This window comes from Actinacidiphila yeochonensis CN732 (assembly GCF_000745345.1).
Taxonomy (GTDB): Bacteria; Actinomycetota; Actinomycetes; order Streptomycetales; family Streptomycetaceae; genus Actinacidiphila; species Actinacidiphila yeochonensis.
The window spans coordinates 4,441,716-4,466,290 of the sequence record NZ_JQNR01000005.1; the positions used below are offsets into that span (position 1 = coordinate 4,441,716).

A 24,575-nucleotide genomic window follows, 5' to 3' on the forward strand; every position below is an offset into this window, starting at 1 on the left:
ACTCGCCGGTGAACAGGATGTGAGCCTTGCCGAATGCCGCTCCAACCCCGCTCACCAGGACGTTATTTGACCATCCCTTGACTGGCTGGCCCTTCCCGCGACCCCTTGGGCCGCCACACTTTGACCGCTCCACGCGGCACCCAGCACCACCTCCAACGGCCTTCCCGGCGAAGGCCGGCGAGTCCCCCGGGGGCCCGCCTTCCGGGCGCCCCCCTTCCCCCGAAGGACGAGGAACCATGGCAGTACGCAAACGCTGGTCCCTGCCCGCCGCGGCCGCCGCACTGGCGCTGACCGGCGCCGCGGTGGCGGCTGGTGTCGGGTTCGGCGGGTCCGAATCCGCGCAGGCGGCGACGACCGTGCCGACCCCCTCGCACGTCGTGGTGGTGATGGAGGAGAACCACTCCTACGCCGACATCATCGGCAACACCTCCAGCGCCCCCTACTTCAACAGCCTGGCAAGCCAGGGTGCCCTGCTCACCGGCTCGTTCGGCGTCACGCACCCCAGCGAGCCCAACTACATGGCCCTGTTCGGCGGCAGCACCGAGGGGCTCAGCGCCGACACCTGCCCGGTCAGCGAGGGCAACGCGGCCAACCTCGGCTCCGAACTCATCGCCGCGGGCAAGACGTTCACCGGCTACTCGGAGGGCCTGCCCTCGGCCGGCTCCACCACCTGCACCTCGGGCAAGTACGCGCGCAAGCACTCCCCGTGGGTCAACTTCAGCAACATCCCGGCCGCCGACCAGCAGCCGATGACCGCCTTCCCGACGGACTACTCCAAGCTGCCGACGCTGTCGTTCGTCATCCCCAACCTCAACGACGACATGCACGACGGCACCATCCCGGCGGCCGACACCTGGCTCAACTCGCACCTGTCCGCCTACGCCACCTGGGCCAAGGCCAACAACAGCCTGCTGGTGGTCACCTGGGACGAGGACGACTACACCGAGAACAACCAGATCCCCACCATCATCGTCGGCCAGGGCGTGAAGACCGGCCACTACAGCGAGACCGTCAACCACTACAACCTGCTCGCCACCCTTGAGTCCATGTACGGCCTCCAGGCCGTCGGCAAGAGCGCCGGCCTCGCCCCGATCAGCGACATCTGGAGCACCACCTCCTGAACGCGTCCGCCGGGCGGGTGGTACGCCCACCCGCCCGGCCGCGTCCGCCGGGGCGAACGGCCCGCCAGGACCCCTGGCGGGCCGTTGGCCCCGGCCCGTGCGGTGACGCCGTATCGCCGCCGCCGGTGTCAGACGATGCGGCCGACGCCGCCGAACTCGATCCACTCGTAACTGGGCTGCTCCAGCGCCAGATCGCTGTTCTGCTGCCAGGTGGAGACCTCCACCAGACCCGGTTCGAGCAGTTCGGTGCCCCGCAGGTAGTGGGCGACGTCGCTCTCCCGCCGCACCTGGCCCCAGTGGTCCCCGGTCTCCTGCGCCATGAACTCGGTGACCTGCCGGCGGACGTCGGGGTCCTCGCTGACGAGCTGGCAGACCACCAGGAAGCTCCCGGGCCGCAGCCGGTCGCGCACCCGCTGGATGACGGCGTCCGGGGCGTCGGCGTCCTTGATGCAGTGCAGCACCGACACGAACAGCGCCGCCACCGGCTCGTCGGGGTTGATGAGCCGCTTGACCTCGGGGCTCTCCCATATGCTCTTGGTGTCGCGGAAGTCGGCCTGCAGTACGGCGGTGTTCTCGTTCTGCTCCAGCAGGGCGCGGCCGTGCGCCAGCACGATCGGGTCGATGTCGGTGTAGACGACACGGGCGTCCGGGTGGACGCGCTGCGCGATCTCGTGCACGTTGTCCTGCGTGGGCAGGCCGGAGCCGTGGTCCACGAACTGCTTGATGCCGTACTCCTCGGCGAGCACCCTTACCACACGGCGCAGGAATTGGCGGTTGTTGAGCGCCAGCACCTTCATGCTCGGTACTGTCAGGAGCAGTTCCTCGGTCGCGGAGCGGTCGGCCGGGTAGTTGTCCTTCCCGTCCAGAAGGTAGTCGTACATGCGGGCCACGCTGGGCACCGTCACGTCGATCTTGTCGGTCAGCGATGCGTCCCCGTTCGGCATGGGCCCCTCTGGATATCTCGACTGCGCTTGATTCTGCGACTGTTGGACGCCCTTCATCCTAGGCAGCGGCAATCCCCTGGTCGAGACGGCTGTTCGATGTCGTTATGCAGGGGAGATCAGCTGACGGGTTGTCATGATCGTTATGCTGGGCACCCGTTGCTGCCGGAGTGAGCCGTGGTCCGGGCCATCGTCAGCGTCAGGTCGAGTCCGTCGGCCCCCGCCCGCGCGCCGGTGAGCGTCACACCGGAGGGCAGCGGCGGCACCTGGACGGTACGGGGGGCCAGCCGGCCGGCCAGCCCCTTGGTCAGCTCGTGCGAGGCCAGGGCCGCGACGGGGAAGTCCGAGCCGAACACGCTCACGTCGACGGGGGTCACGGTGACCGTGCCGGCGGCGGTGGTGATCCTCGTGCGCACCGTGACCGGCAGCGGCACCCCGGCGGCGGTACCGGTCAGGACCAGGTTGCCCTGGCCGTCCCCCGAGGGGCGCAGCCCGGCCGCCGCCGCGCCCATCCGGGAACGCAGGTCCGCGTAGGGCACGGTGGCCGTTGCGGTGCCGCCGCTCACGGCGCCCTTGGTGGTGACGCCGCGCAGGTCGACCGCCACCGCGATGTCCATGCCCTGACGGCGTACGTCGGCGGCCTCGATGTGCACCGACCCGACCCGCCCGGTCAGCAGCCGCAGCCCGGCAAGGTCACCCGACAGGCTCGCCCGCACCGGCCCGGACGGCCGCAGCCGGCAGGCCGCGGCCTGCGCGATCCGGTGCCGGGCGGTGTGCTCCAGCGCCACGTCGGCGACCAGCGCGAGCACGGTGGCCGCGGCGACCGCGCCGACCGCGACCACCAGGGGCCGGCGCCGGCACGGGAACGGCCGGCGCGCCGACCTGTCCGGGCCGCCTCCGCAGGCCCCGTCGACCGGGGTTTCGGCGAGGGCGTCGGCGGTGTCGGCGGGGGTGTCGACGGGGGTTTCGGCGGTGTCGGCGGTGTCGCCCGGGACGTCCACGGGGGCCCGCGCGGAACCGTCCTCGGGCGCGGGCCCGTGCGGAGGTATGGAGCGCGGGCGGTCGGGGCGCCGGTTCACCGAGCCGGTACCGGGGTGCGCGGGACGTCGGACATGCGCACAGCCTAGGCGCCCGAGGCCGCGGGGCCGCGCCCGCCCGCGCACGGCCCTGGTCGTGGCGGCTTCCCCGCGGCGGTGTGCGGGCGCCGGGAGCCGCCGACGCGGGGTCAGGCTGCCGTTTGCCCCCGCCTCCGTATGGCCGTCCGCGCCCGCCCACGCCCGCCCACGCCCGCCCACGCCCGCCCACGCCCGTCCGCGGCCGGTACCGGCGCCGGTGGCCGAAGCTGCCGCAGCGCGGGACGGGGCCGGCCCGCGCGGTGCCCCCTCGCATCCTTGGGCCACGGGTCAACCGGATGCATTCCGCGCCACGTTCGCCGGCACGGTGCCGGCGCCCGGGACGAGCCTGCCGTGGTCGTCGACCACGTGGTCGATCACGCTGTCCCCGTCGAGGGAGACGGCCAGCAGGTCGTGGAAGACCCCCCGGGCCGTTCCGGCGCCTCGAAGGAACGGGCGGTGCGGATCGGGGGATCGGTGCCGGAGCGGCAGAACGAGCCGAGGCCCTACGCCTCGTGGTGCCGCGCGTCCGCGCCCAGCGCGCCCACCGTCCACCCGGCCGTGCCGTCGGGGCGCCGGTACGCGGCCCGGTCCGGCGGATCGCAGGGCGGCTCGTTCCGGAACACCACGGTGCGGCCGCTCTCTCCGTTCCCCACCACGTCGTGCTGCTGGAAGTGCTCCGCGGACAGTCCGGTGGCCAGCACGCCGGCGCCGTGGACCACCACGCCGTCGGCCGCCGTGCCGACTGCCCGGCCCGCTCGGGCGCCGCGGTCGGCCCGCCACGCCCGGACGTGGTCGAGCAGGACGTTGTCGCTGTTGACCACCAGCGCCGCCGCCGTCAGGCCGGCGTCCGCGCCGCCCATCCGGAAGAACACGTCCTGCACCGAGGCCGGTTCGCGCGGATCGACGCGCCCGCCGCACCGGTCGCCGACCTCCAGCAGCGCCCGCGACCCGCACGGCCCGGCGTCGAAGAGCAGCCCCGCGATCCGCACCCCGCGCGCGTCGGCGACCGTCATCGCCACCACCCCGTCCTGCGGGACCAGCGTCGCGTAGCCGAGCCCCAGCACCACCGTGCCCGCCCACTTGACCCGGATGGTGTCGGCCAGCCGGTACACGCCCGGGGTGAGCAGCAGGTGCCTGCCCTGCGCCAGCGCCCGGTTGACGGCGCGTGCCGAGTCCTCCGGCCGCGCCACGAAGAACCGCTCCAGCGGCACCGACGTCCCCTCGGGCGGGCCGGCCGCCCACGTCGGCCCCACCCCGTCGCGGTGCGGCGCCGGCAGGAACACCCGGTAGGCGCCCGCGCCGTCCACGTACAGGAACGGCTTCTCGCGGCTGAGCGGGCTGGTGGGCAGCGTGCCGCACGGCGGGGCCGGGAGAGACCGCGCCGGCGCCTCCTCGACACCGGCGAAGACCTGGCCGACCGTCGCGTCGGGTTGGCCCGCCGCCGTGGTCGACCAATTCGCCACCGAGCTGTCCCGGAACAGCCACCGCTGCCCTGCCGCGTCGACGACCGGACCGTCCACCACCGAGTCCGCGACGAACCCGGCGCCGTCGCGGCCGCCCTCGCCGGGGGAGAGGCAAAGCCGCCCGCGGACGTGCACCCGGCGCAGCGGCGCCCCTTGCGAGGCCGCCCACAGGTGGTCGCCGCCGGCGGGCACCACCGCCAGGTTCTCGGCCGACCGCCAGGGGTTCGCCGGCGCTTCGTCCCCGTCGCCGGGCCGGTCCCGCCCCGCCGCCCGCACGGCGCCGTTGACGGTCACGTCGTCCGGGTGCGTGCCGAGCCCCGCCACCGAGGTGTAACAGCCGAGCCGGACGTCCACGTCGTAGCTGCCGGGCTTGAAGAGGAACGCGTACCGGCCGGTGCCGAACTCGGCGCCCGCCTGTTCGGCCGCGGCGTCCAGGGCCGCCTGGATCTCCTCGGCCGGGGTCCGAGGGTCGAACACCCTGACGTTCGGGCCGAGGTCCGGCTGCGCGGCCCGCCGGGCCCGGACGGGGGCGTCCGCATCCGCGGGGGCGGCCGCCCCGGCCGCGGGCACCGTGGTGGCCAGCGCGGCGGCGGTCATGGACCTCCGCCGGCAGAGCGCGCTCTGCGACCGGGCCGCGGGCGCGCCGCCCGGCTCCCGTGCTGCGGTGCCTGCGGCCCTGCTTGAAGACATGGCGGATGACCAACCTCTGTACGGACGGCACGGGCGTGCCACGGTGCGGGCGGGCGCTCGCGGGTGCGGCCGGGCGGTGCGTTCCCACTGCGCCGGAAGGCCGGTGGGGACCCGCTGAGAGCGCTCTCTGCGACGTACCCTGGGCTGCTCGGGGCTGCGTGTCAAGGCCCGGAGGGCAGCTGGTGAGAGCGCTCTCTTCCGGTTGGCGCGGCAGCGCTGGGCGGGGCTGGCGTGGCGGATGAGGTCACGGCGGGGTGACGCCCCGGTCAAGGCGAGGACGCGGCGGCGGGACCGGAGCCGCCGCTCCGCGCGCCGTACCGGTCCTGGCCGGAGCGGCGCCCAACGGGTTCTGGCCGGACAGGCGTTGTACCGGTCCTGGCCGAACGGCGCCCGGCCCGGTCGTCGGAGAAGGCCGGTCCCGGCGCTCGGACGGTGCGGGCGCCCGGTGCCGCACCGGTGCGGTCGCGGGAGGGACCGGCGAAGGGCTCCGGCCTGCTTGAGCGGTTGATCCCGGTGCGGCAGGCGTGTGCGGGTCCCATGGGACGCGGACGCGGGGGCCCGCGCGGAACGCGTTCCGCGCGGGCCCCCGGCTACAGCGGGGACGACCGGTCCCCGCGGCGTGTCACCAGTGCCAGCCGCCCGACAGCAGGTGGACGCTCGTGGACGCGAGGGTGTGCAGGCCGGACACGACCTTCGTGCCCACCGGAGCGACGTCCTTGAAGGCGTTTTCCACCGCCCGGCCCTGGCCGAAGGTGATCAGCGACAGGGCGGTCAACCCGGCGGAGTGGGCGAACTCGCTGCTGGTCACCCCGTACCCGATCCCGGTGAATATGGTGCTGGTGATGTCGCCCGCCACGGACGCCTCGTCCAGCACCTCCGCCGCTCCCACCAGCAGGAGGGCCCCTGGTTCGTCGCCGGTGAGGGCGGAGTAGCCGGCCATGCCGTAGCAGCCGAGGGCGCTGAGCGAGCCCGCCAGCGCGAGCGACTCCGACACGTCGGCGAACTCCCGTGAGTCCTCCTGCCACCAGGGCAGCTCGTCGGCGCTGGTCCCGTTCTCGTTGACCTGGTCGTTGACGGCGTTGTCGGCGGGGTTGGTGCCGTCCTGCCGGGCCTTCTGCGCCGCCGCCGCTGCCGCCCGCGCGGCCGCGGCCGCCTCGGCCTTCCGCTTGTCGGCGGCGGTGCGGCGGGCTGCGGTGGCCGCCGCCGCGGCGGTCTGCGCGTCCTGCCCCGCGGTGAGCGCGGACTGGCGTGCGCTGGACGCCGACGCCTGGGCGCCGGCGGCGGAGCTCTGGGCGCTGCGGGCCGAGTCGACCGCCTTGTTGGCCGAGTAGTTCGCCGAGCGGGCGGCGCCCTGCGCGGTGGCCGCCGCGGCCAGGGCCAGGTCCGCCGAAGCCTGCGAGGCCGCGGCGGACGTGTCCGCGTCATCCGCGTTCTGCCTCGCCTGCGTGGCGTACTGGGCCGCCTGGTTCGCCGACGCCTGCGCCTTGCTGGCCCAGTCGGCGGCCTCGGCCGCGTCGTCGCGGGCCTCCGCGGCCGCCTGCGACGCCAGCGCCGCGTCCTGCTGCGCGAGTTGGGCGACCTTCGCGGCGCCGGTGGTCGCGGCGGTGATCGCCGCGTTGTGGGCCGCGAAGTCGTGGTCGAGCTGTGCGGACTTGTGCTGGACCTGCTGGACGAAGTTCCGCCGCATCCACGTCGGGCCCTCCATCGCCACCGTGGCGAAGGCCTTGGTGTAGGGCCCGCCGGTGTTCAGGAGCTGAGCGGTGGCGACGCCGTCGTCGCCGCGGACGGCCACGGCGTAGTCGGTCGCGAAGAAGTCGTGCAGCGCCTGCGCGGTGGCCGCGTCGAGGGCGGACCGTGCCGCCGCCGTGACGGCCGTTCCGGGGCCGGCGGAGAGGACCTGCGCGATGCCGACGCGGTTGTCGTCCGCGGCGGCCTCGATCACTCCGGTGGTGAGGAAGGCCCCCACCGCCGCCGGATCGTCGCTCGACAGCGCGACCTGTGCGGCCTGGGCGACGTCGGGGGTCGAGACCTGTGCGAGGTAGAGCGCGGACTCCGCGTCGTCCTGGCCCTGGGCGATGGCCCGGTCGGCGCCTATCCAGGCGTGGAGGTCGCTGTCCGAGCCGGACAGGGCGAACTGGGCGGCCTGCCGCGTCCAGGAGCCCGGCGCCTCCAGGAGGCCGACGGCGGCCTTGCGGCCCAGCGCCGTCGCCGAATCCGGGTCGTTGCCCGCCAGCGCCTGTTCGGCCTGGGCGATCAGGTCCAGCAGAGCCTGCGAGGTCTGCTGTGCCTGGGTGCGGTTGGTCTCGTACGCCGCCTGCTGGTCCGCCTCGATCCTGGCCAGTTCCGCGGCCTCGCTCAGACCCTGCTGCTTGTCCGCCTCCACCCGCGCCAGCTCCGCGTCCAGCGCCGCCTGGGCCACCGTCATCGCGTTCTCGACGGCCTGGGTGGCGGTGTCGGCGGCCGCCAGGGCCGCGGTGGCGTGGGCGGTGGACTGGTTCGCGTAGTCGCGTGCCTGGCCGGCGTACTCCGCCGCCTCCTCGGCGGCGTCCGCCGCGGCGTCCGCGTGGTCCGCCGCGTCGTTGGCGGCGTCGCGCGCGGTGCGCGCGGCCGTCGCCGCCGTGTCGGCCTGGGACTGCGCGGCGGCCGCGGCGGTCGTGGCCTGGCTGGCGGCGGCGTCGGCGGTGGCGGCCTCGCGCCTGGCCACGGCCGCGTCCTCCTGGGCCGCGCCCGAGGCCGCGGCTGCCTGGGCGGAGGCGTCGGCGGCCGCGGCGGCGTCGCGGGCCGCGGCGGCGGCGGCCGAGCCGGCACCGGCGGCCTGCGCGGAGGCGGTCGCGGCGTAGTCGGCGGCCTGCGCGGCCGACCGGGCCTTCGCGGCGGCGTCGCGGGCGGCGACCGCGGCGTCCTTCGCGTCGTCGGCCTTGGAGGCGTCCTTGGACGCGGCGATGGCCGAGTTGTACGCCTTCGCGGCGGCGCCGCCGGCGGCCGCGGCCGCGTGCGAGGCGGAGTTGGCGGCGGTGGCGGCACGGCGGGAGGCGGCCACGGCGGAGGTGGAGGCCTTGATGGCGTTCCGGGCGGCGTTCGCCGCGCCCTTCGCGGCGGCGGCCGCCTTGCGGGCGGCCGCCCCGGACTTCTCGACGTCCTGCTCCGCCTCCTGTGCCTCAGCGGCCGCCGCCTCGGCGGCGGCCCTGGCCTCCGTCGCGGCGGTCGCGGCCCGGTCGGACGCCTCGACGGCGAGGACGGTCTGCGCCTGGGCGTACTTGCCCTCCCGGTCCACGACCTCGATCAGCTCGTCGATCGTCGCCAACTCCTGGTCACGGGCGCGGGCGATGTGCTGGCCGGTGTCGAGGAACCACTCGAACTCCTCCACGGTGTCGGCGGTGAGGGCCCGGCCCGCGTACTTCCTCACCTCGGGTCCGGCGCTGACCAGCAACTGGCTGATCTGCACCCGCATGTCGGACTGGCGGGCGGAGTACTGGCTGGTCAGGAGGAAGCCCTCGAAGGCCTCCTGGGTGTCGGTGCTGAGAGCGGCCGTGGCCGCCTTGGTGACGGACGTGCCCCCGGTGCTGGCGACGTTGACGGTGGCCACCCGCAGGTCCTCCACCACGGCGGACCGGTACCCGCCGGCGAGGAAGGCGGCCACGTCACCGTCGCTTCCGCCCAGGGCGTCGGTCGACGCCCGGCGCAGTCCCGTGCCCGCGACGGCGAGGTAGGCGAGAACGGCGCTGCGGTTGTCCTGCGCGGTCGCCTGCGGAAGGCCGGCGGCGAGGAAGGACCGGACGTCGGCGTCGGTGCCGTAGAGGGCGTCGGCCGCGGCGGCTCTGACGCCCTGTCCGCCCGCGGTCCAGGCCCGGACCGCCCGGGCCCGGTCGGTGTCCGGCAGCGGATCGGCCGTCCCGGCGTCCGTACCGTCCGCGCGGGCCACGGGCGCCAGCGCCAGAGGGGAGGCCGCGGCGGCCGTGACCGCCGCCATGGCGCCGAGGAACCGGCGCCGGCTCCAGAAGGTGGTCTGCATAAGCGTGTTGTCCCTGTCCTCGTCATGAAGGCCGGCGGGCGAGTCGGCGACCGGTGGCACAACTGTCGCCGGCACAACCGCCTGTTGGCGGACGGTTGAATTCCGCATTGCCGTTTGTTGAATCGGCTGTTCGAAGTGGCAGGGGATGCTCGCAGGGCCGATTCGGCAAGGTCAACGGGGTCGTTCGCTTTCCGCGTTTCCTGTTGTCGGTTCGAGCCAATTTCCTCCGGCCGGCTGATCCACCAGTTGGGATTTCCGCCCCCGGATGTGACATCCCGTGACGGCGGGACAGGAGATGGGGCGACTATGCCGATCCTTGGGAAAAAGTTGACGTTGTTCCGGTATCGCATGTGCCGGCGGCGGATTGGTGGTGCCTGTGTGGCAGGTGTGGCATGTGGTGCGGTCCGCGCCACCCGGACGGTCGACCGGCAGGCTGCCTCCGCCGGATTCCGGTGGCGCGGGTGGAGTGCTTCCGTGCGAGGGGGATCTGGCGGGTTTCCGATCTCCGGTGGTTGCCCGGCCGGGGGGCGTGTGCGAATTTCGCGTCTTTGAGAGGCCGGTGAGCCGTTCGCCCACCGGTGAGGCGAAGAACAGGACACTCATGAGATTTCTGACTCGTGCGCTGCTCACGGGCCTGGCCGCCGGCGCTGTCGCGCTCGGGACCGTGTTCGGCGCGGCGCATCGCCCGGGGGACGGTCCGGCCGTCGCACCGGCGGCGGCGGACGCTCCGGCGTACGCGGTGGAGGACTACGCGTATCCGCACGCGGACCAGGTCCTCGCGGAGCAGGGGATCGTGCTCAAGCGGGGCAACGGGCGCATCCTGCTGGCGGACTGCGGCAGCGAGACCGGACTGATGGAGGTCTGGTCCCGCGACCTGGCCCAGGAGGAGGTGTGTTTCCGGGTGACGCCCGGGCCGGGCTACCTGAGCCTGGAGGTCCCCTCGGTCTACCTCGTCAAGGGCGCGGGCGACACCTCCGGCACGGTCACGATGACCTATGACGGGGAGCAGAGCGCGTACGACGTTCCGCAGGACACCTATACGGCGGTCGGTGAGGGCGCCGACCCGGGGCACGAGTACGAGCTGCTGGAGATCGTCACCAGTGGCTGACCGGCCACCACGTCACCGACCCTCACCCCGTTCACTCACCGATAAGGAACCGGTTTTGAGAGCCGTACGCAAGGCCCGATCCGCCGCCGTGGCCGTCCTGACCGCGGTACTGGTGGCGGCGCCATCGACCTTCTTCGCCCTGCCCGCCCAGGCCGTCACGGGCACCGCGCAGCCGGACGACTCCTACGCGTTCACCGCGCAGCTGGCCGTCGGCCACTACCAGCACGGCTGCTCGGCCGTCCTGGTGGACCGGGACTGGCTGCTCACCGCGGCCGGCTGCTTCGCCGACGATCCGGCGGCGAGCCTGGCGGTGCCCGCGGGCAAGCCCGCGCAGCCGACCGTGGCCACCATCGGCCGCACCGACCTCACCGGCACCGGCGGCGAGGTGCGCGACGTGGTCGAACTCGTGCCGTACTCCGGCCGGGACGTCGTGCTGGCCAAGCTGTCCGCCCCGGTCCTGGACATCGCCCCCGCGGTACTCGGCGGCACGGCCCCCGTCGCGGGTGAGCAGCTGGTGACCGCCGGGTACGGCCGTACCGCGGACGAGTTGTCCCCGACGAAGCTGCACAGCGGCGTCTTCACCGTCGACGCGGTGAACGGGAGCGACGTGCGGGTCAGCGGCCAGGACGGCGCCACCGTGTGCACCGGTGACGCCGGCGGTCCGGTCCTGCGGACCACCGGCGGCAGGACCGAGCTGGTCGCCCTGGACAGCCGCTCCTACCAGGTGGGCTGCTACGGGGTGGATACCGCCGACGGCACTCCGGACAGCGCCGTCGACACCCGCGTGGACGACCTGGCCTCCTGGATCACCGGACAGACCGGGACCCCTCGCGCCAACGACTTCAACGGCGACGGCAGGTCCGACGTCTCCTACCTGTACGACTACGGCGCGCTCAGCGACGGTTCGCTGCACTCCGCGCTGTGGGTGCACTCCTCGAACGGCGCCGGCTTCGACGCTCCCGTCAAGGTGTGGGACACGGGTACCACGAGTTGGAACTGGGACCGTACCAAGATGGTCTCCGGTGACTTCAACGGTGATGGCAGGTCGGATGTCGGGGCCTTGTACAACTACGGTGCCAATGCGGATGGTTCGTTGCATTCGGCGTTGTGGACGTTCACTTCGACCGGTTCTGGTTTCAATGCTCCGGTGAAGGTGTGGGATACGGGTACCACGAGTTGGAACTGGGATCGCACCATGCTGGTTGCCGGTGACTTCAACGGTGATGGCAGGTCGGATGTCGGGGCCTTGTACAACTACGGTGCCAATGCGGATGGTTCGTTGCATTCGGCGTTGTGGACGTTCACTTCGACCGGTTCTGGTTTCAATGCTCCGGTGAAGGTGTGGGATACGGGTACCACGAGTTGGAACTGGGATCGCACCATGCTGGTTGCCGGTGACTTCAACGGCGACGGCAGGTCCGACGTCGGGGCCTTGTACAACTACGGTGCCAACGCGGACGGTTCGCTGCACTCCGCGTTGTGGACCTTCACCTCGACGGGGTCCGGCTTCAACCCGCCCGTCAGGCTGTGGGATACGGGTACCACCAGTTGGAACTGGGACCGTACCAAGCTGGTCGCCGGTGACTTCAACGGCGACGGCAGGTCGGATGTCGGGGCCTTGTACAACTACGGTGCCAACGCGGACGGTTCGCTGCACTCCGCGTTGTGGACCTTCACCTCGACGGGGTCTGGCTTCAACCCGCCCGTCAGGCTGTGGGACACGGGTACCACCAGTTGGAACTGGGACCGTACCAAGCTGGTCGCCGGTGACTTCAACGGCGACGGCAAGTCCGACGTCGGCGCGATGTACGACTACGGCGTCAAGGCGGACGGCACCACCAGCCGTTCCGGGCTGTGGACCTTCACCTCGACCGGTGCCGGATTCAACGCTCCCGTCCAGGTCTGGGACTCCGGCGCGGCGAGCTTCGCGTGGAGCGGGATGGCCATGGTGGTCTGACCTGAGCGCACGGGCGGCGGAGGCAGCCGGCGGCCTCCGCCGCCCGCCCGCCCCGGTCCGCGGGCGTCATCGGTGCCGGGCGGGCCGGGCGGGCCGGGTGGGCCGGGCGGACTGGGGTCGGGACGGTCCGGTCAGCCGCCGTCGGTCCAGGTGAGCTCCTTGAGCGCCATCCGGGCGGCGGGGGAGCTGTCCGGGAGCGTGGACCAGTAGGGGTGGGCGCTGATCCGGACGGACAGCCGCACCAGCCGGCGGCGCAGCGCGGTCGTACGGGAACCCGGGCCGCCGCCCGCGGCCAGCTCGCGGTAGGTGGTGTACCAGTCGCGCTGGGCCTGGACCAGGTCGTGGGGGAAGGAGTGGGGCATGGCTGGATTCTGGCATAGACTCGAACGTGTGTGCGATGAGGGTTCGCCGGGCGGGCGGCGACGGGGTTCGGGGCGCGCGGTGCCAGGGCCCTGACCGCACCCCTGCCGACCGGGCCCTGACCGGGGCCCGACCGGTCTTGACCGGCCCCGACCCGTTCGCGGGCCTGGCCGGGTACCCGCTGGCACGCGGCTGCGCGGCGGTCGGCGTCAGCTCGCGGTGAGGCGGGACTCGGCCGCGTCCCACGCGCGCGGGTCGCCCTGGGGGGTGAAGTGCCGCAGCGGCTGGGTGTCGGCGACCAGCCGCCGCATGCCCGCCAGGTCGCCGACCAGCCCGTGCGCCCGGGCCTGGACGAGGATGTTGCCGAGCGCGGTCGCCTCGGCCGGGCCGGCCGCGACCGGCAGCCCGGTGGCGTCCGCGGTGAGCTGGCACAGCAGGTCGTTGCGGCTGCCGCCGCCGACCAGGTGGACGCGCGTGATGTCGCGCCCGGCGAGCTCGGCGGCCTGCCGCAGCACCCGCCGATGGGCCAGCGCCAGGCTCTCCAGGACCGCGCGCACCAGCGCCGCCTGGCCGTCGGGCGGTCGCTGCCCGGTGCGGGCGCAGGCGGCGGCGATGGCGGCCGGCATGTCGTCGGGGGCGAGCAGGCCGGGCGTGTCGGGGTCGAAGACGGCGGCGAACGGCCGGGCGCGGGCCGCCTCGTCGAGCAGCCGCGGCAGCTCGGCCGGCAGCCCGCGCCCGGCCCACACCCGGCGGCACTCCTCCAGCAGCCACATGCCCATGATGTTGCGCAGGTAGCGGACGGTGCCGTCGATGCCGCGCTCGTTGGTGAAGTTGGCCGCCCGGGACGCCTCGGTGAGGACCGGCGCGTCCAGTTCGAGCCCGGCCAGCGACCAGGTGCCGCAGGAGATGTACGCGAATCCCGGCCCGGTCGCGGGCACGGCGGCCACCGCGGAGGCGGTGTCGTGCGAGGCGACGGTGGTGACCGGCGTGGACGCGGGCAGCCCGGTCGCGGCGGCCACGTGCGGCAGCAGGGTGCCCGCCGGGGAGCCGGGTTCGCGCAGCGGCGGCAGCAGGGCCGGGTCCACGCCGAACCGCTCGGCCAGGCCGGTGGCCCAGGTGCCGGTGCGGGCGTCGAGCAGGCCGGTGGTGGAGGCGTTGGTGGTCTCGGCGCCGAGGGTGCCGGTCAGCCAGTAGGCGAGCAGGTCGGGCACCAGCAGCAGGGCGCGGGCCGCGCCGAGCGCCGCCGAACCGCGGGCGGCGGCCAGCTGGAAGACGGTGTTGAACGGCAGGTGCTGCACCCCGTTGACCTGGTACAGCTCCCGTGCCCCGACGGCGTCCCGCTCCCGCTCGGCGATGCCCGCCGTCCGCGGGTCGCGGTAGTGGTGCGGCAGGCCGAGCAGGTGGCCGTCGGCGTCGAGCAGGCCGTAGTCCACGGCCCAGCTGTCGATGCCGACCGAGGCCGCGCCGCCGGCCCGCGCCGCCCTCCGCAGGCCGGCGAGGACCTCGCCGTACAGCCCGAGCAGGTCCCAGTGCAGGCCGCCGGGGAGCCGGACCGGGCGGTTGGCGAAGCGGTGCAGCTCGGCCAGGTCGAGCCGGCCGGGCCCGAGGTGGCCGAGGATCACCCGGCCACTGGTCGCGCCGAGGTCCGCGGCGGCGAACGCGGCGGTGGCGGCGGGCTGCGGGGCGGTGCTGGTCACGGTGGGGCGTCCTCGGCGGGGGAGGGGCGGCGCGCCGGGCGCCGCCGGGTACGGGCTCGTCCCGCCCGCCGGTCCGGCCCGGGGCACGGACCGGCGGGCGGGACGGCGGGGTGGGACACGGCGGTCGGGACCGCGGTCGGGACACGGCGGTCGGGACGGGTTGGGCGGGGCCGCCGCGGGCGTCAGCGCAGGAAGGCGGCGGCCACGCCCGCGTCCACCGGCACGTGCAGGCCGGTGGTGTGGGTGAGGTCGCCGCCGGTCAGCGCGAAGACGGCGTTGGCGACGTGCTCGGGCAGCACCTCCCGCTTGAGCAGGGTGCGCTGGGCGTAGAACTCGCCGAGCTTCTCCTCCGGCACCCCGTAGACCGCGGCGCGCTTGGCGCCCCAGCCGCCGGCGAAGATGCCCGAGCCGCGCACCACCCCGTCGGGGTTGACGCCGTTGACGCGGATGCCGTGCTCGCCCAGTTCGGCGGCCAGCAGCCGCACCTGGTGGGCCTGGTCGGCCTTGGTGGCGGAGTACGCGATGTTGTTGGGGCCGGCGAAGACCGCGTTCTTCGAGGCGATGTACACGATGTCCCCGCCCATGCCCTGCTCGGCCATCACCCGCGCTGCCTCCCGGGAGACCAGGAAGGAGCCGCGGGCCATGATCGAGTGCTGGAGGTCCCAGTCGCGGGCGGTGGTCTCCAGCAGCGGCTTGGAGATCGAGATGCCCGCGTTGTTGACGACCAGGTCGACGCCGCCGAAGGCGAGTGCCGCGTCCCTGAACGCCTCGGCGATCTGCTCCTCGCTGGTGACGTCGACGGAGACCGCGACGGCCCGGTCCGGCCCGCCGATCTCCTCCGCGACGGTCCGCGCTCCCTCGGCGTTCAGGTCGGCGACGACCACGCAGGCGCCCTCGGCGGCGAGCCGATGCGCGATGGCCCGGCCGATGCCGGACCCGGCCCCGGTGACCAGCGCGATCCTGGTGGCCAGCGGCTTGGGCGCGGGCATCCGGCGCAGCTTGGCCTCCTCCAGCTCCCAGTACTCGATGCGGAACTTCTCCGCCTCCTCGATCGGCTGGTACCGGGAGACCGCCTCCGCGCCGCGCATCACGTTGACGGCGTTGACGTAGAACTCGCCGGCCACCCGGGCGGTCTGCTTGTCCTTGCCGTAGGTGAACATGCCGACGCCCGGGATCAGGAAGACCGCCGGGTCGGCGCCGCGCATCGCGGGGGAGCCGGGCTCGGCGTGCCGCCGGTAGTAGGCCGCGTACTCCTCGCGGTACTCGGCGTGCAGCTCGCGCAGCCGCGCCGCGGCCTCCTCCAGCGGCGCGGTGGCCGGCAGGTCCAGGACCAGCGGGCGGACCTTGGTGCGCAGGAAGTGGTCGGGGCAGGAGGTGCCCAGGGCTGCCAGCCGCGGGTGCTCGGCGCGGCAGAGGAAGTCCAGTACCTCGTCGCCGTCGGCGAAGTGTCCCACCTGCGGGCGGTCGGTGGAGGCCAGGCCGCGCAGCAGCGGGGCCAGCGCGGCCGCCCGCTCGCGCCGTTCCGCCTCGGGCAGCGGCTCGTAGCCGGGCAGCACCGGGCCGAACGGCTCGGCCCTGCCGCGTTCGCGCAGGAACGCCTCGGCGGTGCGGATGACGTACAGCGAGTTGGCTTCGCACTCCTCGCTGGTGGCGCCCCACGCCGTGATGCCGTGCCCGCCCAGGACGCACCCGACGGCCTGCGGGTTGGCGGCCTTGACCGCGGCGATGTCCAGGCCGAGCTGGAAGCCGGGCCGGCGCCAGTCCACCCAGACCACGCGGTCGCCGAAGCACTCCTTCGTCAGCGCCGCGCCGTCGGCCGCGCAGGCCAGTGCGATGCCGGAGTCGGGATGCAGGTGGTCGACGTGGGCGGCGTCGACCAGGCCGTGCATCGCGGTGTCGATGGACGGCGCCGCGCCGCCCCGGCCGTGCAGGCAGTAGTCGAAGGCGGCCACCATCTCGTCCTCGCGGTCCACCCCCGGGTAGACGTCCGCCAGCGCGCGCAGCCGGTCCAGCCGCAGTACGGCCAGGCCCGGCCCGGTGAGGGTGCCGAGGTCCCCGCCCGAGCCCTTGACCCACATCAGCTCGGTGTCCGCGCCGGTGACGGGGTCGGGCGCCAGGCCCTTGGCGGAGGTGTTGCCGCCGGCGTAGTTGGTGTTGCGGGGGTCGGCGCCCAGCCGGTGCGAGCGCTCCAGCAGCGCTGCGACGGCCGGGTGCTGCTGGTCCTGGTGCTGGTCCTGGTGCGGGGTGGAGGCCATCGAGGTGTCCTTCGCGGGAGCGGTTCTACGGCGGCGGGTGCGGCGTGGGCGGCGGGATCGGGAGCGGGTGGCGGCGGGGAGCGGGTACGGGTGAGCGGTACGCGGAGACCCCCTCCGCGCAACGGGCGTGACCGACCTGGCGGCGGGCGCCCGGCCGGGGCGGGGCGGCCGGGCGGGAGAGCACGGGGGCGGGGCCCGAGCGGGGGCGGGGCCGGCCGGGTGGCTCAGGCGCCCCAGCCGGCCTGCTGCCCGCCGACCCGCTCCGCCCTGATCCGCTCGCCGTAGCCGGTGGCCCGGTAGGCCGCGACCGGATCGGCGGCGAGCCCCTGCTCCTCGCGGACCTCGGCCAGCAGCGGGCGGACGTCGGTGTTGTAGGCGTCCATCAGCACCGCGTTGGCGCCGAGCACGTCGCCGGAGGTCTGCGCGGCGCGCAGCGCGTCCTGGTCGACCAGCAGCGCCTTGGCGGTGGCCTCCTGGACGTTCATCACCGAGCGGACCACCGCCGGGATCTTCTCCTCGATGTTGTGGCACTGGTCCAGCAGGAAGGCCACTTCGGTCTCCTCCCGCAGGCCGCCGTTCTTGGCCACCTCGTGCATGATCCGGAAGAGCTGGAACGGGTCGGCGGCCCCGGCCATCAGGTCGTCGTCGGCGTAGAAGCGGGAGTTGAAGTCGAACCCGCCGAGCTTGCCCTCGCGCAGCAGCAGCGCGACGATGAACTCGATGTTGGTGCCCGGCGCGTGGTGCCCGGTGTCCACCACCACCTGCGCCTTCGGGCCCAGCCGGGCGCAGTGCAGGTAGGCGGTGCCCCAGTCCGGCACGTCCATGGTGTAGAAGGACGGCTCGAAGAGCTTGTACTCCAGCAGCATCCGCTGGCCTTCGCCCAGCCGCTCGTACACCGCGGACAGCGCCTCGGTCAGCCGTCCCTGACGTGCCGTCACGTCGTCCTGGCCGGGGTAGTTGGTGCCGTCGGAGAACCACAGCTTGAGGTCGCGCGAGCCGGTGGCGTCCATGATGTCGACGCACTCCAGCAGGTGCGCCAGGGCCTTGGCGCGCACCGCCGGGTCGGGGTGGGTGACGGAGCCGAGCTTGAAGTCGTCGTCCTGGAAGACGTTGGAGTTGATCGCGCCGACCGCCACGCCCTGCTCCTTGGCGTACGCCGCCAGGGCCGCGTAGTCGTCGACCCGGTCCCACGGGATGTGCAGCGACACCAGGGGCGCCGCGCCGGTGGTCGCGTGCACCTGCGCCGCGTCGGCCAGCTTCTCGTACGGGTCGCGCGGCACCCCGGCCTGCGCGAACACCTTGAACCGGGTGCCCGAGTTGCCGTAGCCCCAGGACGGGGTCTCGATCCGCTGGGCCTTCAGCGCCGCCTTCACGGCCGACAGGTCTGTCATGGCAACCTCTGTGAATCGTTTCATTTAGCGCGAACCCTATGGCGGGGGTTGTGCGCTGTCAATGTCCCCGGCGCGCGAGTGCGGCCGGGGCGCGGGGGCTGTTATTGAATCGTGTCATCGCCGCTCCAGGCAACCCTCAAGCACCTTTGAGTGAAGGGAAAATCCTCGGGTTGACGGGTTCGAGGCCAGTTCGGAGCGGTGCCGGGCCGGACCGGGCGTGCCGGAAGTCTTGACGGGCCGACGGGGCAGGGCTAACGTCCCGGCAAATCAATTGAAACATTTCACGGCTGATGCACACCGGGAGACCCAGGAGTGGCCATGACCGACCCCGCACCGGAACGGACTCCGGTCCTCGCGCTGGAGGGGGTGAGCAAGTCCTTCGGCGCGGTACGAGCCCTGCGCGACGTCTCCCTGCGGCTGTACGCGGGCGAGGCGCACGCCCTGGCGGGCGAGAACGGCGCCGGCAAGTCGACGCTGATCAAGACGCTGGCCGGGGTGCACCGGCCGGACAGCGGCAGCGTCCTGATCGACGGTCACCCCGTGGTCCTCCACGGGCCGGCCGACGCCCGCGACGCGGGAGTCGCGGTGATCTACCAGGAACCCACGCTCTTCCCCGACCTGTCGGTCGCCGAGAACATCTTCGTCGGCCGCCAGCCCCGCCGCTCCCTCGGCCGGGTGGACCACCGGGCCGTCCGCGAGGCCGCCGCCGCGCTGTTCGCCCGCCTCGGCGTCGACCTCGACCCCGAACAGCCCGCCCGCGGCCTGTCCATCGCCGACCAGCAGCTGGTCGAGATCGCCAAGGCGCTCTCCTTCGACGCCCGGGTGCTCATCATGGACGAGCCCACCGCCGCCCTCACCGGCAGCGAGGTCTCCCGGCTCTTCGGCGTGGTGCGGGCGCTGCGCGAGGCCGGCGCCGCGGTGCTGTTCATCTCGCACCGCCTGGAGGAGGTCTTCGCGCTGTGCCAGCGCGTCACCACCCTGCGGGACGGCGCCTGGATAGCCACCGAGCCCGTCGACGGCCTCACCGAGGACGACCTGGTGCGCCGCATGGTCGGCCGCGACCTCGACGAGCTGTACCCCAAGCAGGAGGCGCGCATCGGGGACGTCGCCCTCGGGGTGCGCAGGCTCACCCGCGAGGGCGTCTTCACCGACGTCTCCTTCGAGGTCCGGCACGGCGAGATCGTCGCGCTGGCCGGACTGGTCGGCGCCGGCCGCAGCGAGGTCGCCCGCGCGGTGTTCGGCGTGGACCGCTGGGACGCCGGCGAGGTGGAGGTCGACGGCCGCCGCCTGAAGCCCGGCGCGCCCAGTCTCGCCATGGCCGCCGGGCTGGCCCTGGTGCCCGAGGACCGCCGCGCCCAGGGCCTGGTGATGGAGATGTCCATCGCCCGGAACATCAACCTCACCGGTCTGCGCGCCACCAGCCGGGCCGGCGTCATGGACCGCGGCGCCGAACGCAGCCGCGCGGTGGACTGGGCGCTGCGCCTCCAGGTCAAGTACGCCCGGCTGGCCGACCTGGTGGGCACCCTCTCCGGCGGCAACCAGCAGAAGGTGGTGCTGGCCAAGTGGCTGGCCACCAGCCCCCGGGTGCTCATCGTCGACGAGCCCACCCGCGGCATCGACGTCGGCACCAAGGCCGAGGTGCACCGGCTGCTGTCCCAACTGGCCGCCGACGGACTGGCCGTCCTGATGATCTCCTCCGACCTGCCGGAGGTCCTGGGCATGGCCGACCGGGTGCTGGTGATGCACGAGGGCCGGCTCACCGCGGAGATCGCGCGCGCCGACGCCACCGAGGAGACGGTCATGGCCGCGGCCACCGGCCGGGCGAGGAGCGCAGCATGACCATGACCGCCAAGCCGGCCGCGGCGCCGGCCGGCCCCGCCACCGCCGGCCGCGGCCTCCTCGACCGGGTGCTCAAGGTCCGCGAACTGGCCATCCTCGTCGTCCTGGTGCTGATGCTGCTGGCCACCCAGCTGGACAACAGCGCCTTCCTGTCCGAGCAGGGCATCAAGGACCTGCTGCTCAACGCCACCATCCTGGTCCTGGTCGGCGTCGGCCAGTCGATGGTGGTGATCACCCGCAACGTCGACCTGTCGGTGGGCTCCACCCTCGGCGTCACCGCCTTCGCCGCGGGCGAGTTCCTGCGCGGCGGCGGCAACCCGGTGCTCGCGATCGTCATCGCCGTCGCCATCGGCGCCGGCTTCGGCCTCGTCAACGGCCTGCTGGTGAGCCTGGGCCAGGTGCCCGCCCTCGTCGTCACCCTCGGCACCCTCTACATCATCCGCGGCCTGGACTCCGTCTGGTTCGGCTCCCGCCAGATCACCGCCGCCGACCTGCCCTCGGGCTTCGTCGGGTTCGGCCACGACGGCCTCGGCGCCGTCCCCTACCTCGCCCTGCTCACCGCGGCCGTGCTCGTCGTCGCGGCCTCCTACCTGCGCGGCTACCGCAGCGGGCGCGACCTGTACGCGCTCGGCTCCAGCCCCGAGGCCGCGCGGCTGGCCGGCGTGGCCGTCCGCAAGCGGCTGCTGACCGCCTACGTCGCCTGCGGCGCCCTGGCCGGACTGGCCGGCGCCCTGTACCTCGCCCGGTTCGGCAACGTCGACTCCGGCACCGGCAACGGCTACGAACTGACCGTCGTCAGCGCGGTCGTGGTCGGCGGCGTCGCCTTCACCGGCGGTTCCGGCAGCGTCTACGGGGCCGCCCTCGGCGCCCTGCTGCTCACCTCGATCAACAGCGTGCTGCCCTCCATCGGCGTCAGCTCGGTGTGGGTGCAGGCCATCGACGGCGTCCTGCTGCTGCTGGCCATCGCCGTGGACCGGGTGGTCGCGCTGCGGGTCGCCGCACTGCTCCGCAAGAGGGCCGCACAGACAAGGAGTGCCCACCATGGCTGACCCGACCCCCGCGCCGGACGCCGGCCGGCACGGCTTCCACCTGCGGGACGCCGTCCGCTGGGACACCGCCGTCGGCGTGCTGCTCGTCGTCCTGCTGCTGTGCTCCTTCACCTTCGTGGACAACTTCGGCAACGCGCTCAACCTGTCGTTCCTCATCGGCAACACGCTGCCCATCGCACTGATCGCGCTGCCCATGACGATGCTGGTCGTCTCCGGCGAGATCGACCTGTCGGTCGGCTCCACCGTGGGGCTGTCCGGCGCGGTGATGGGCAAGCTGTGGAACGAGGGGATGTCGATCGAGACGATCATCCCGCTGTGCGTGCTGCTCGGCGTGGTCTGCGGCCTGGTCAACGGCCTGCTGGTGACCCGTCTCGGGCTGCCCTCGCTGGCCGTCACCATCGGCACCCTGGCCGCCTACCGCGGCATCGCGCAGATCGTGCTCGGCTCCAACTCCGTCACCGACTTCCCGCAGCAGTACCTCACCTTCTCCTCCGACCGGATCGGCGGCACCTTCGTCCCGCAGGCCGCGGTGCCGTGGGCGGTGCTGCTGGCCGTCGCCGTCCTGGTGCTGCACGCCACCCCGGTGGGACGCTCGCTGTTCGCGGTCGGCGCCTCCGAGGAGGCCGCGCGGTTCGCCGGGGTGCGGGTGAAGCGGCTGAAGCTGTCGATGTTCGTCGCCACCGGCACCGTCTCCGCCCTCACCGGCGTCTTCTGGGCCCTGCACTACGCCAGCGCCCGATACGACAACGCCACCGGACTCGAACTGTCCGTCATCGCCGCGGTGCTGCTGGGCGGCATCGACTTCGACGGCGGCCGGGGCACCCTCGGCGGCGCCGTCGCCGGGGTGTTCCTGCTCGGCGCGCTCCAGAACGTGATGAGCCTGGTCAACGTCTCCGCCCAGTCCCAGACCGTGGTCACCGGCGTGCTGCTGGTCGTCTCCGTCCTCGCGCCGCGGGTCGCCCGCCGGATCGGCGCCGCCCGCGCCCGCCGCACCACCGCCGCCTCCACTGCCCCGCCCGGCGCGACCCCGGTGCCCGCCGCCGGCTGACACCGCACCCGCTCCGCCCGCCCCGCCCCGCCCTGTTCTGTTCCGCTCCACGCTCCTCAGCTCCATCCCTTCACCGCCCGGGCCGGCCTCCCGGCCCCGGCGGCCTCCTCGCCCGGGCCGACCCGCCCGCCCGCGACCCTCCGAACCTCCACCGGCCCGACGGCCACCCTGCCGTGCGGCAGCGAAAGGAACCCCGCATGTCCGTCACACCCACGACCGCCCGCCGTACCCGCGCCCTCGCCGCGGTCGCCGTCGTCTCCCTGGTGGCGCTGGGCGCCACCGCGTGCGGCGGGACGACCAAGAAGTCCACCGACGCGGACAACGCGGCGGGCGGCGGCACCTCGGCGGCCGCTTCGGCGACCGCCGACCCGGGCGCCGCGCTGAAGAAGGGCCTGACCATCGCCTACCTGCCCAAGCAGGTCAACAACCCGTACTTCACCAGCTCCGACAGCGGCGGCAAGACGGCCGTGGAGGCGCTGGGCGAGAAGTACAAGGAGGTCGGCACCAGCAGCGGCACCGACACCGCCGGCCAGGTCTCGTACGTCAACACCCTCACCCAGCAGCAGGTCAGCGCCATCGCGGTGTCCGCGCAGGACCCGGGGGCGCTGTGCACCGCGCTCAACCAGGCGCGCAAGAACGGCGTCAAGGTCGTCACCTACGACTCCGACACCAACACCAACTGCCGCGACCTGTTCGTCTCCCAGGCCAGCGCCGAGGACCTCGGCCGCACCGAGGTGCAGCTGATGGCCAAGCAGATCGGGAACAAGGGCCAGATCGCGATCCTGTCGGCCGCCCAGACGGCCACCAACCAGAACACCTGGATCGGCTACATGAAGGACGAGCTGAAGAAGCCCGAGTACAAGGACATCAAGCTCGTCAAGATCGCCTACGGCAACGACGACCCGCAGGCGTCCTTCCAGCAGACGCAGGGGCTGCTCCAGCAGTACCCGGACCTGAAGGGGATCATCTCCCCGACCACCGTCGGCATCAAGGCCGCCGCGCAGTACCTGGCCGGCTCGAAGTACAAGGGCAAGGTCCAGCTCACCGGCCTCGGCACGCCCAACGACATGCGCGCGTACGTGACCAACGGCACCGTCCAGTCCTTCGAACTGTGGGACCCGGCCAAGCTCGGCGCGCTCGCCGGGTACGCCGCCGTCGCGCTCGCCTCCGGGCAGATCACCGGGCGCCCGGGCAGACCTTCACGGCCGGCGACATGGGCTCGTTCACCATCGGCCAGGACAGCGTCGTCAACCTCGGCAAGCCGACCGTCTTCGACAAGTCCGACATCGGCCAGTACCACTTCTGAACCCCCCCCGCGGAGCCGTCCCCGGCCCCTCCGGCTGGTGCGCGGCCCGCGCCCGGCCGGCCCGTGCTCCGGCCTGCGTCGATGTGAATCGATTCACGCCGGAGTGCGGAGATCATCGGGCACTGTGATTGAATACGTTCAATAAGCCCCGCTTCGGGCGGGTGGGACGAAAGTGGAGTCCATGGTCGGCATCAAGGACGTCGCCCAGCAGGCCGGCGTGTCGGTGGGCACCGTGTCCAACGTGATCAACCGCCCGGACCTGGTGTCGGAGGAGACCCGCACCCGGGTGCAGTCCGTCATCAACAAGCTCGGCTACATCCGCAGCGAGTCCGCGCGCCAACTGCGGGCCGGCGCCAGCCGGATCGTCGGGCTGCTGGTGCTCGACATGGGCAACCCGTTCTTCGTCGACGTGGCCAAGGGCGCCGAGCGGGCCGCCCGCCAGGCCGGCCTGGGCGTCATGGTCTGCAACAGCGCGCAGAGCACCGGCGAGGAGGCGGAGTACCTGTCGCTCTTCGCCGAGCAGCGGGTGCGCGGGGCGCTGGTCACCCCTGTCGACGCCAGCGGGCGCAGCCTGGACGCGCTGCGCCGCCAGAAGATCCCCTTCGTCCTGGTCGACCGCGTCTCGCAGGACGCCGCCGGCTGCTCGGTGTCGGTGGACGACGTGGTCGGCGGCCGGCTCGCCGTCCAGCACCTGCTCTCCGTCGGCCACCGCTCGATCGTGTACGTCGGCGGCCCCGGCGAACTCCAGCAGGTCCGCGACCGCCGGGCCGGTGCGCTGACCGCGCTGGCCGAGGCCGGCCTGCCCGCCGAGGCGCTCACCGAGGTGTCCGCCGAACGCCTCGACGTGGCGGCCGGCCGGGACGCCGGGGCCCGGCTGCTGGGCCTGTCCCCGCGCCCCACCGCCGTCTTCTGCGCCAACGACCTGCTCGCCCTGGGTGTGCTCCAGGCCCTGTTCGCGGCGCGGGTCAGCGTCCCCGAGCAGATGGCCATCGTCGGCTACGACGACATCGAGTTCGCCGCGGCGGCGGCCGTCCCGCTCACCTCGGTCCGGCAGCCCGCGGTGGCGATGGGGCGGCTCGCGGCGGAGCTGCTGCTGGAGGAGACCTCGGCGGCGGAGGGGCACGAGCACCGGCAGGTCGTCCTCCAGCCGGAACTGGTCGTCCGCGGCTCCAGCCTGCCGCCGCGCTGAACAGGGGCCGGGGAGCGGGGCGGGCGAGCGGGAC

15 protein-coding genes and 1 pseudogene are annotated in these 24,575 nt (G+C 73.6%); 8 read left to right on the forward strand and 8 right to left on the reverse strand.

The window, feature by feature from the left end:
- Positions 1-236 precede the first annotated feature (236 nt).
- Complete coding sequence (locus tag BS72_RS30000) at positions 237-1,121, forward strand: alkaline phosphatase family protein (RefSeq protein ID WP_078901748.1); 885 nt, start codon at positions 237-239, stop codon at positions 1,119-1,121.
- 128 nt (positions 1,122-1,249) lie between these two features.
- Here BS72_RS30000 and BS72_RS30005 read toward each other — a convergent pair whose 3' ends face one another.
- The 4 genes from BS72_RS30005 to BS72_RS30020 form a co-directional block, all read right to left on the reverse strand.
- Positions 1,250-2,065, reverse strand: coding sequence for an SAM-dependent methyltransferase (locus tag BS72_RS30005; protein WP_037914990.1), 816 nt, complete (start codon positions 2,063-2,065; stop codon positions 1,250-1,252).
- A gap of 140 nt (positions 2,066-2,205) precedes the next feature.
- Positions 2,206-3,063, reverse strand: a complete 858-nt coding sequence (locus BS72_RS30010) for an LmeA family phospholipid-binding protein (protein WP_037914991.1) — start codon at positions 3,061-3,063, stop codon at positions 2,206-2,208.
- Between the two features lie 617 nt (positions 3,064-3,680).
- Positions 3,681-5,237 (reverse strand): hypothetical protein, encoded by a 1,557-nt coding sequence (locus BS72_RS30015; RefSeq protein ID WP_051951831.1) that lies wholly within the window; start codon positions 5,235-5,237, stop codon positions 3,681-3,683.
- Positions 5,238-5,952: 715 nt separating this feature from the next.
- Positions 5,953-9,342 carry an ALF repeat-containing protein gene (locus BS72_RS30020; protein ID WP_051951832.1) on the reverse strand — a complete coding sequence of 1,130 codons (3,390 nt, stop codon included), beginning with the start codon at positions 9,340-9,342 and terminating at the stop codon, positions 5,953-5,955.
- Positions 9,343-9,943: 601 nt separating this feature from the next.
- Here BS72_RS30020 and BS72_RS30025 point away from each other — a divergent pair.
- Positions 9,944-10,450, forward strand: a complete 507-nt coding sequence (locus tag BS72_RS30025) for a hypothetical protein (protein ID WP_051951833.1) — start codon at positions 9,944-9,946, stop codon at positions 10,448-10,450.
- Between the two features lie 55 nt (positions 10,451-10,505).
- Positions 10,506-12,407, forward strand: coding sequence for a trypsin-like serine protease (locus BS72_RS30030; protein WP_232792576.1), 1,902 nt, complete (start codon positions 10,506-10,508; stop codon positions 12,405-12,407).
- Positions 12,408-12,538: 131 nt separating this feature from the next.
- On the opposite strand, the gene BS72_RS30035 is transcribed toward BS72_RS30030, so the two are convergent.
- From BS72_RS30035 to rhaI, 4 genes are all read right to left on the reverse strand, one after another.
- Positions 12,539-12,769 carry a hypothetical protein gene (locus BS72_RS30035; protein WP_037914993.1) on the reverse strand — a complete coding sequence of 77 codons (231 nt, stop codon included), beginning with the start codon at positions 12,767-12,769 and terminating at the stop codon, positions 12,539-12,541.
- Positions 12,770-12,976: 207 nt separating this feature from the next.
- Positions 12,977-14,464 carry a rhamnulokinase gene (locus BS72_RS30040; protein ID WP_037914995.1) on the reverse strand — a complete coding sequence of 496 codons (1,488 nt, stop codon included), beginning with the start codon at positions 14,462-14,464 and terminating at the stop codon, positions 12,977-12,979.
- Positions 14,465-14,646: 182 nt separating this feature from the next.
- Entirely contained in the window at positions 14,647-16,719 is a 2,073-nt protein-coding gene (locus BS72_RS30045; RefSeq protein WP_051951834.1) for a bifunctional rhamnulose-1-phosphate aldolase/short-chain dehydrogenase, read from the reverse strand.
- A gap of 224 nt (positions 16,720-16,943) precedes the next feature.
- Entirely contained in the window at positions 16,944-18,110 is a 1,167-nt protein-coding gene (gene rhaI / locus BS72_RS30050; RefSeq protein ID WP_037914996.1) for an L-rhamnose isomerase, read from the reverse strand.
- Between the two features lie 318 nt (positions 18,111-18,428).
- Here rhaI and BS72_RS30055 point away from each other — a divergent pair, with 318 nt between their 5' ends.
- The 5 genes and pseudogenes from BS72_RS30055 to BS72_RS30075 all read left to right on the forward strand — a co-directional run bounded on the left by BS72_RS30055 (position 18,429) and on the right by BS72_RS30075 (position 24,541).
- Positions 18,429-19,949, forward strand: a complete 1,521-nt coding sequence (locus BS72_RS30055) for a sugar ABC transporter ATP-binding protein (protein WP_037914998.1) — start codon at positions 18,429-18,431, stop codon at positions 19,947-19,949.
- Complete coding sequence (locus BS72_RS30060; protein WP_037915000.1) at positions 19,946-20,998, forward strand: ABC transporter permease; 1,053 nt, start codon at positions 19,946-19,948, stop codon at positions 20,996-20,998. Before BS72_RS30055 ends, BS72_RS30060 begins: the two co-directional genes overlap by 4 nt.
- Positions 20,991-22,046, forward strand: coding sequence for an ABC transporter permease (locus BS72_RS30065; protein WP_051951835.1), 1,056 nt, complete (start codon positions 20,991-20,993; stop codon positions 22,044-22,046). The genes BS72_RS30060 and BS72_RS30065 overlap by 8 nt, the downstream gene beginning before the upstream one ends.
- Before the next feature lie 197 nt (positions 22,047-22,243).
- A pseudogene (gene rhaS, locus BS72_RS30070) lies at positions 22,244-23,352 on the forward strand (rhamnose ABC transporter substrate-binding protein).
- Between the two features lie 172 nt (positions 23,353-23,524).
- Positions 23,525-24,541: a LacI family DNA-binding transcriptional regulator gene (locus BS72_RS30075; RefSeq protein WP_107498916.1), complete on the forward strand. Its 1,017-nt coding sequence runs from the start codon at positions 23,525-23,527 to the stop codon at positions 24,539-24,541.
- Positions 24,542-24,575: the final 34 nt, after the last annotated feature.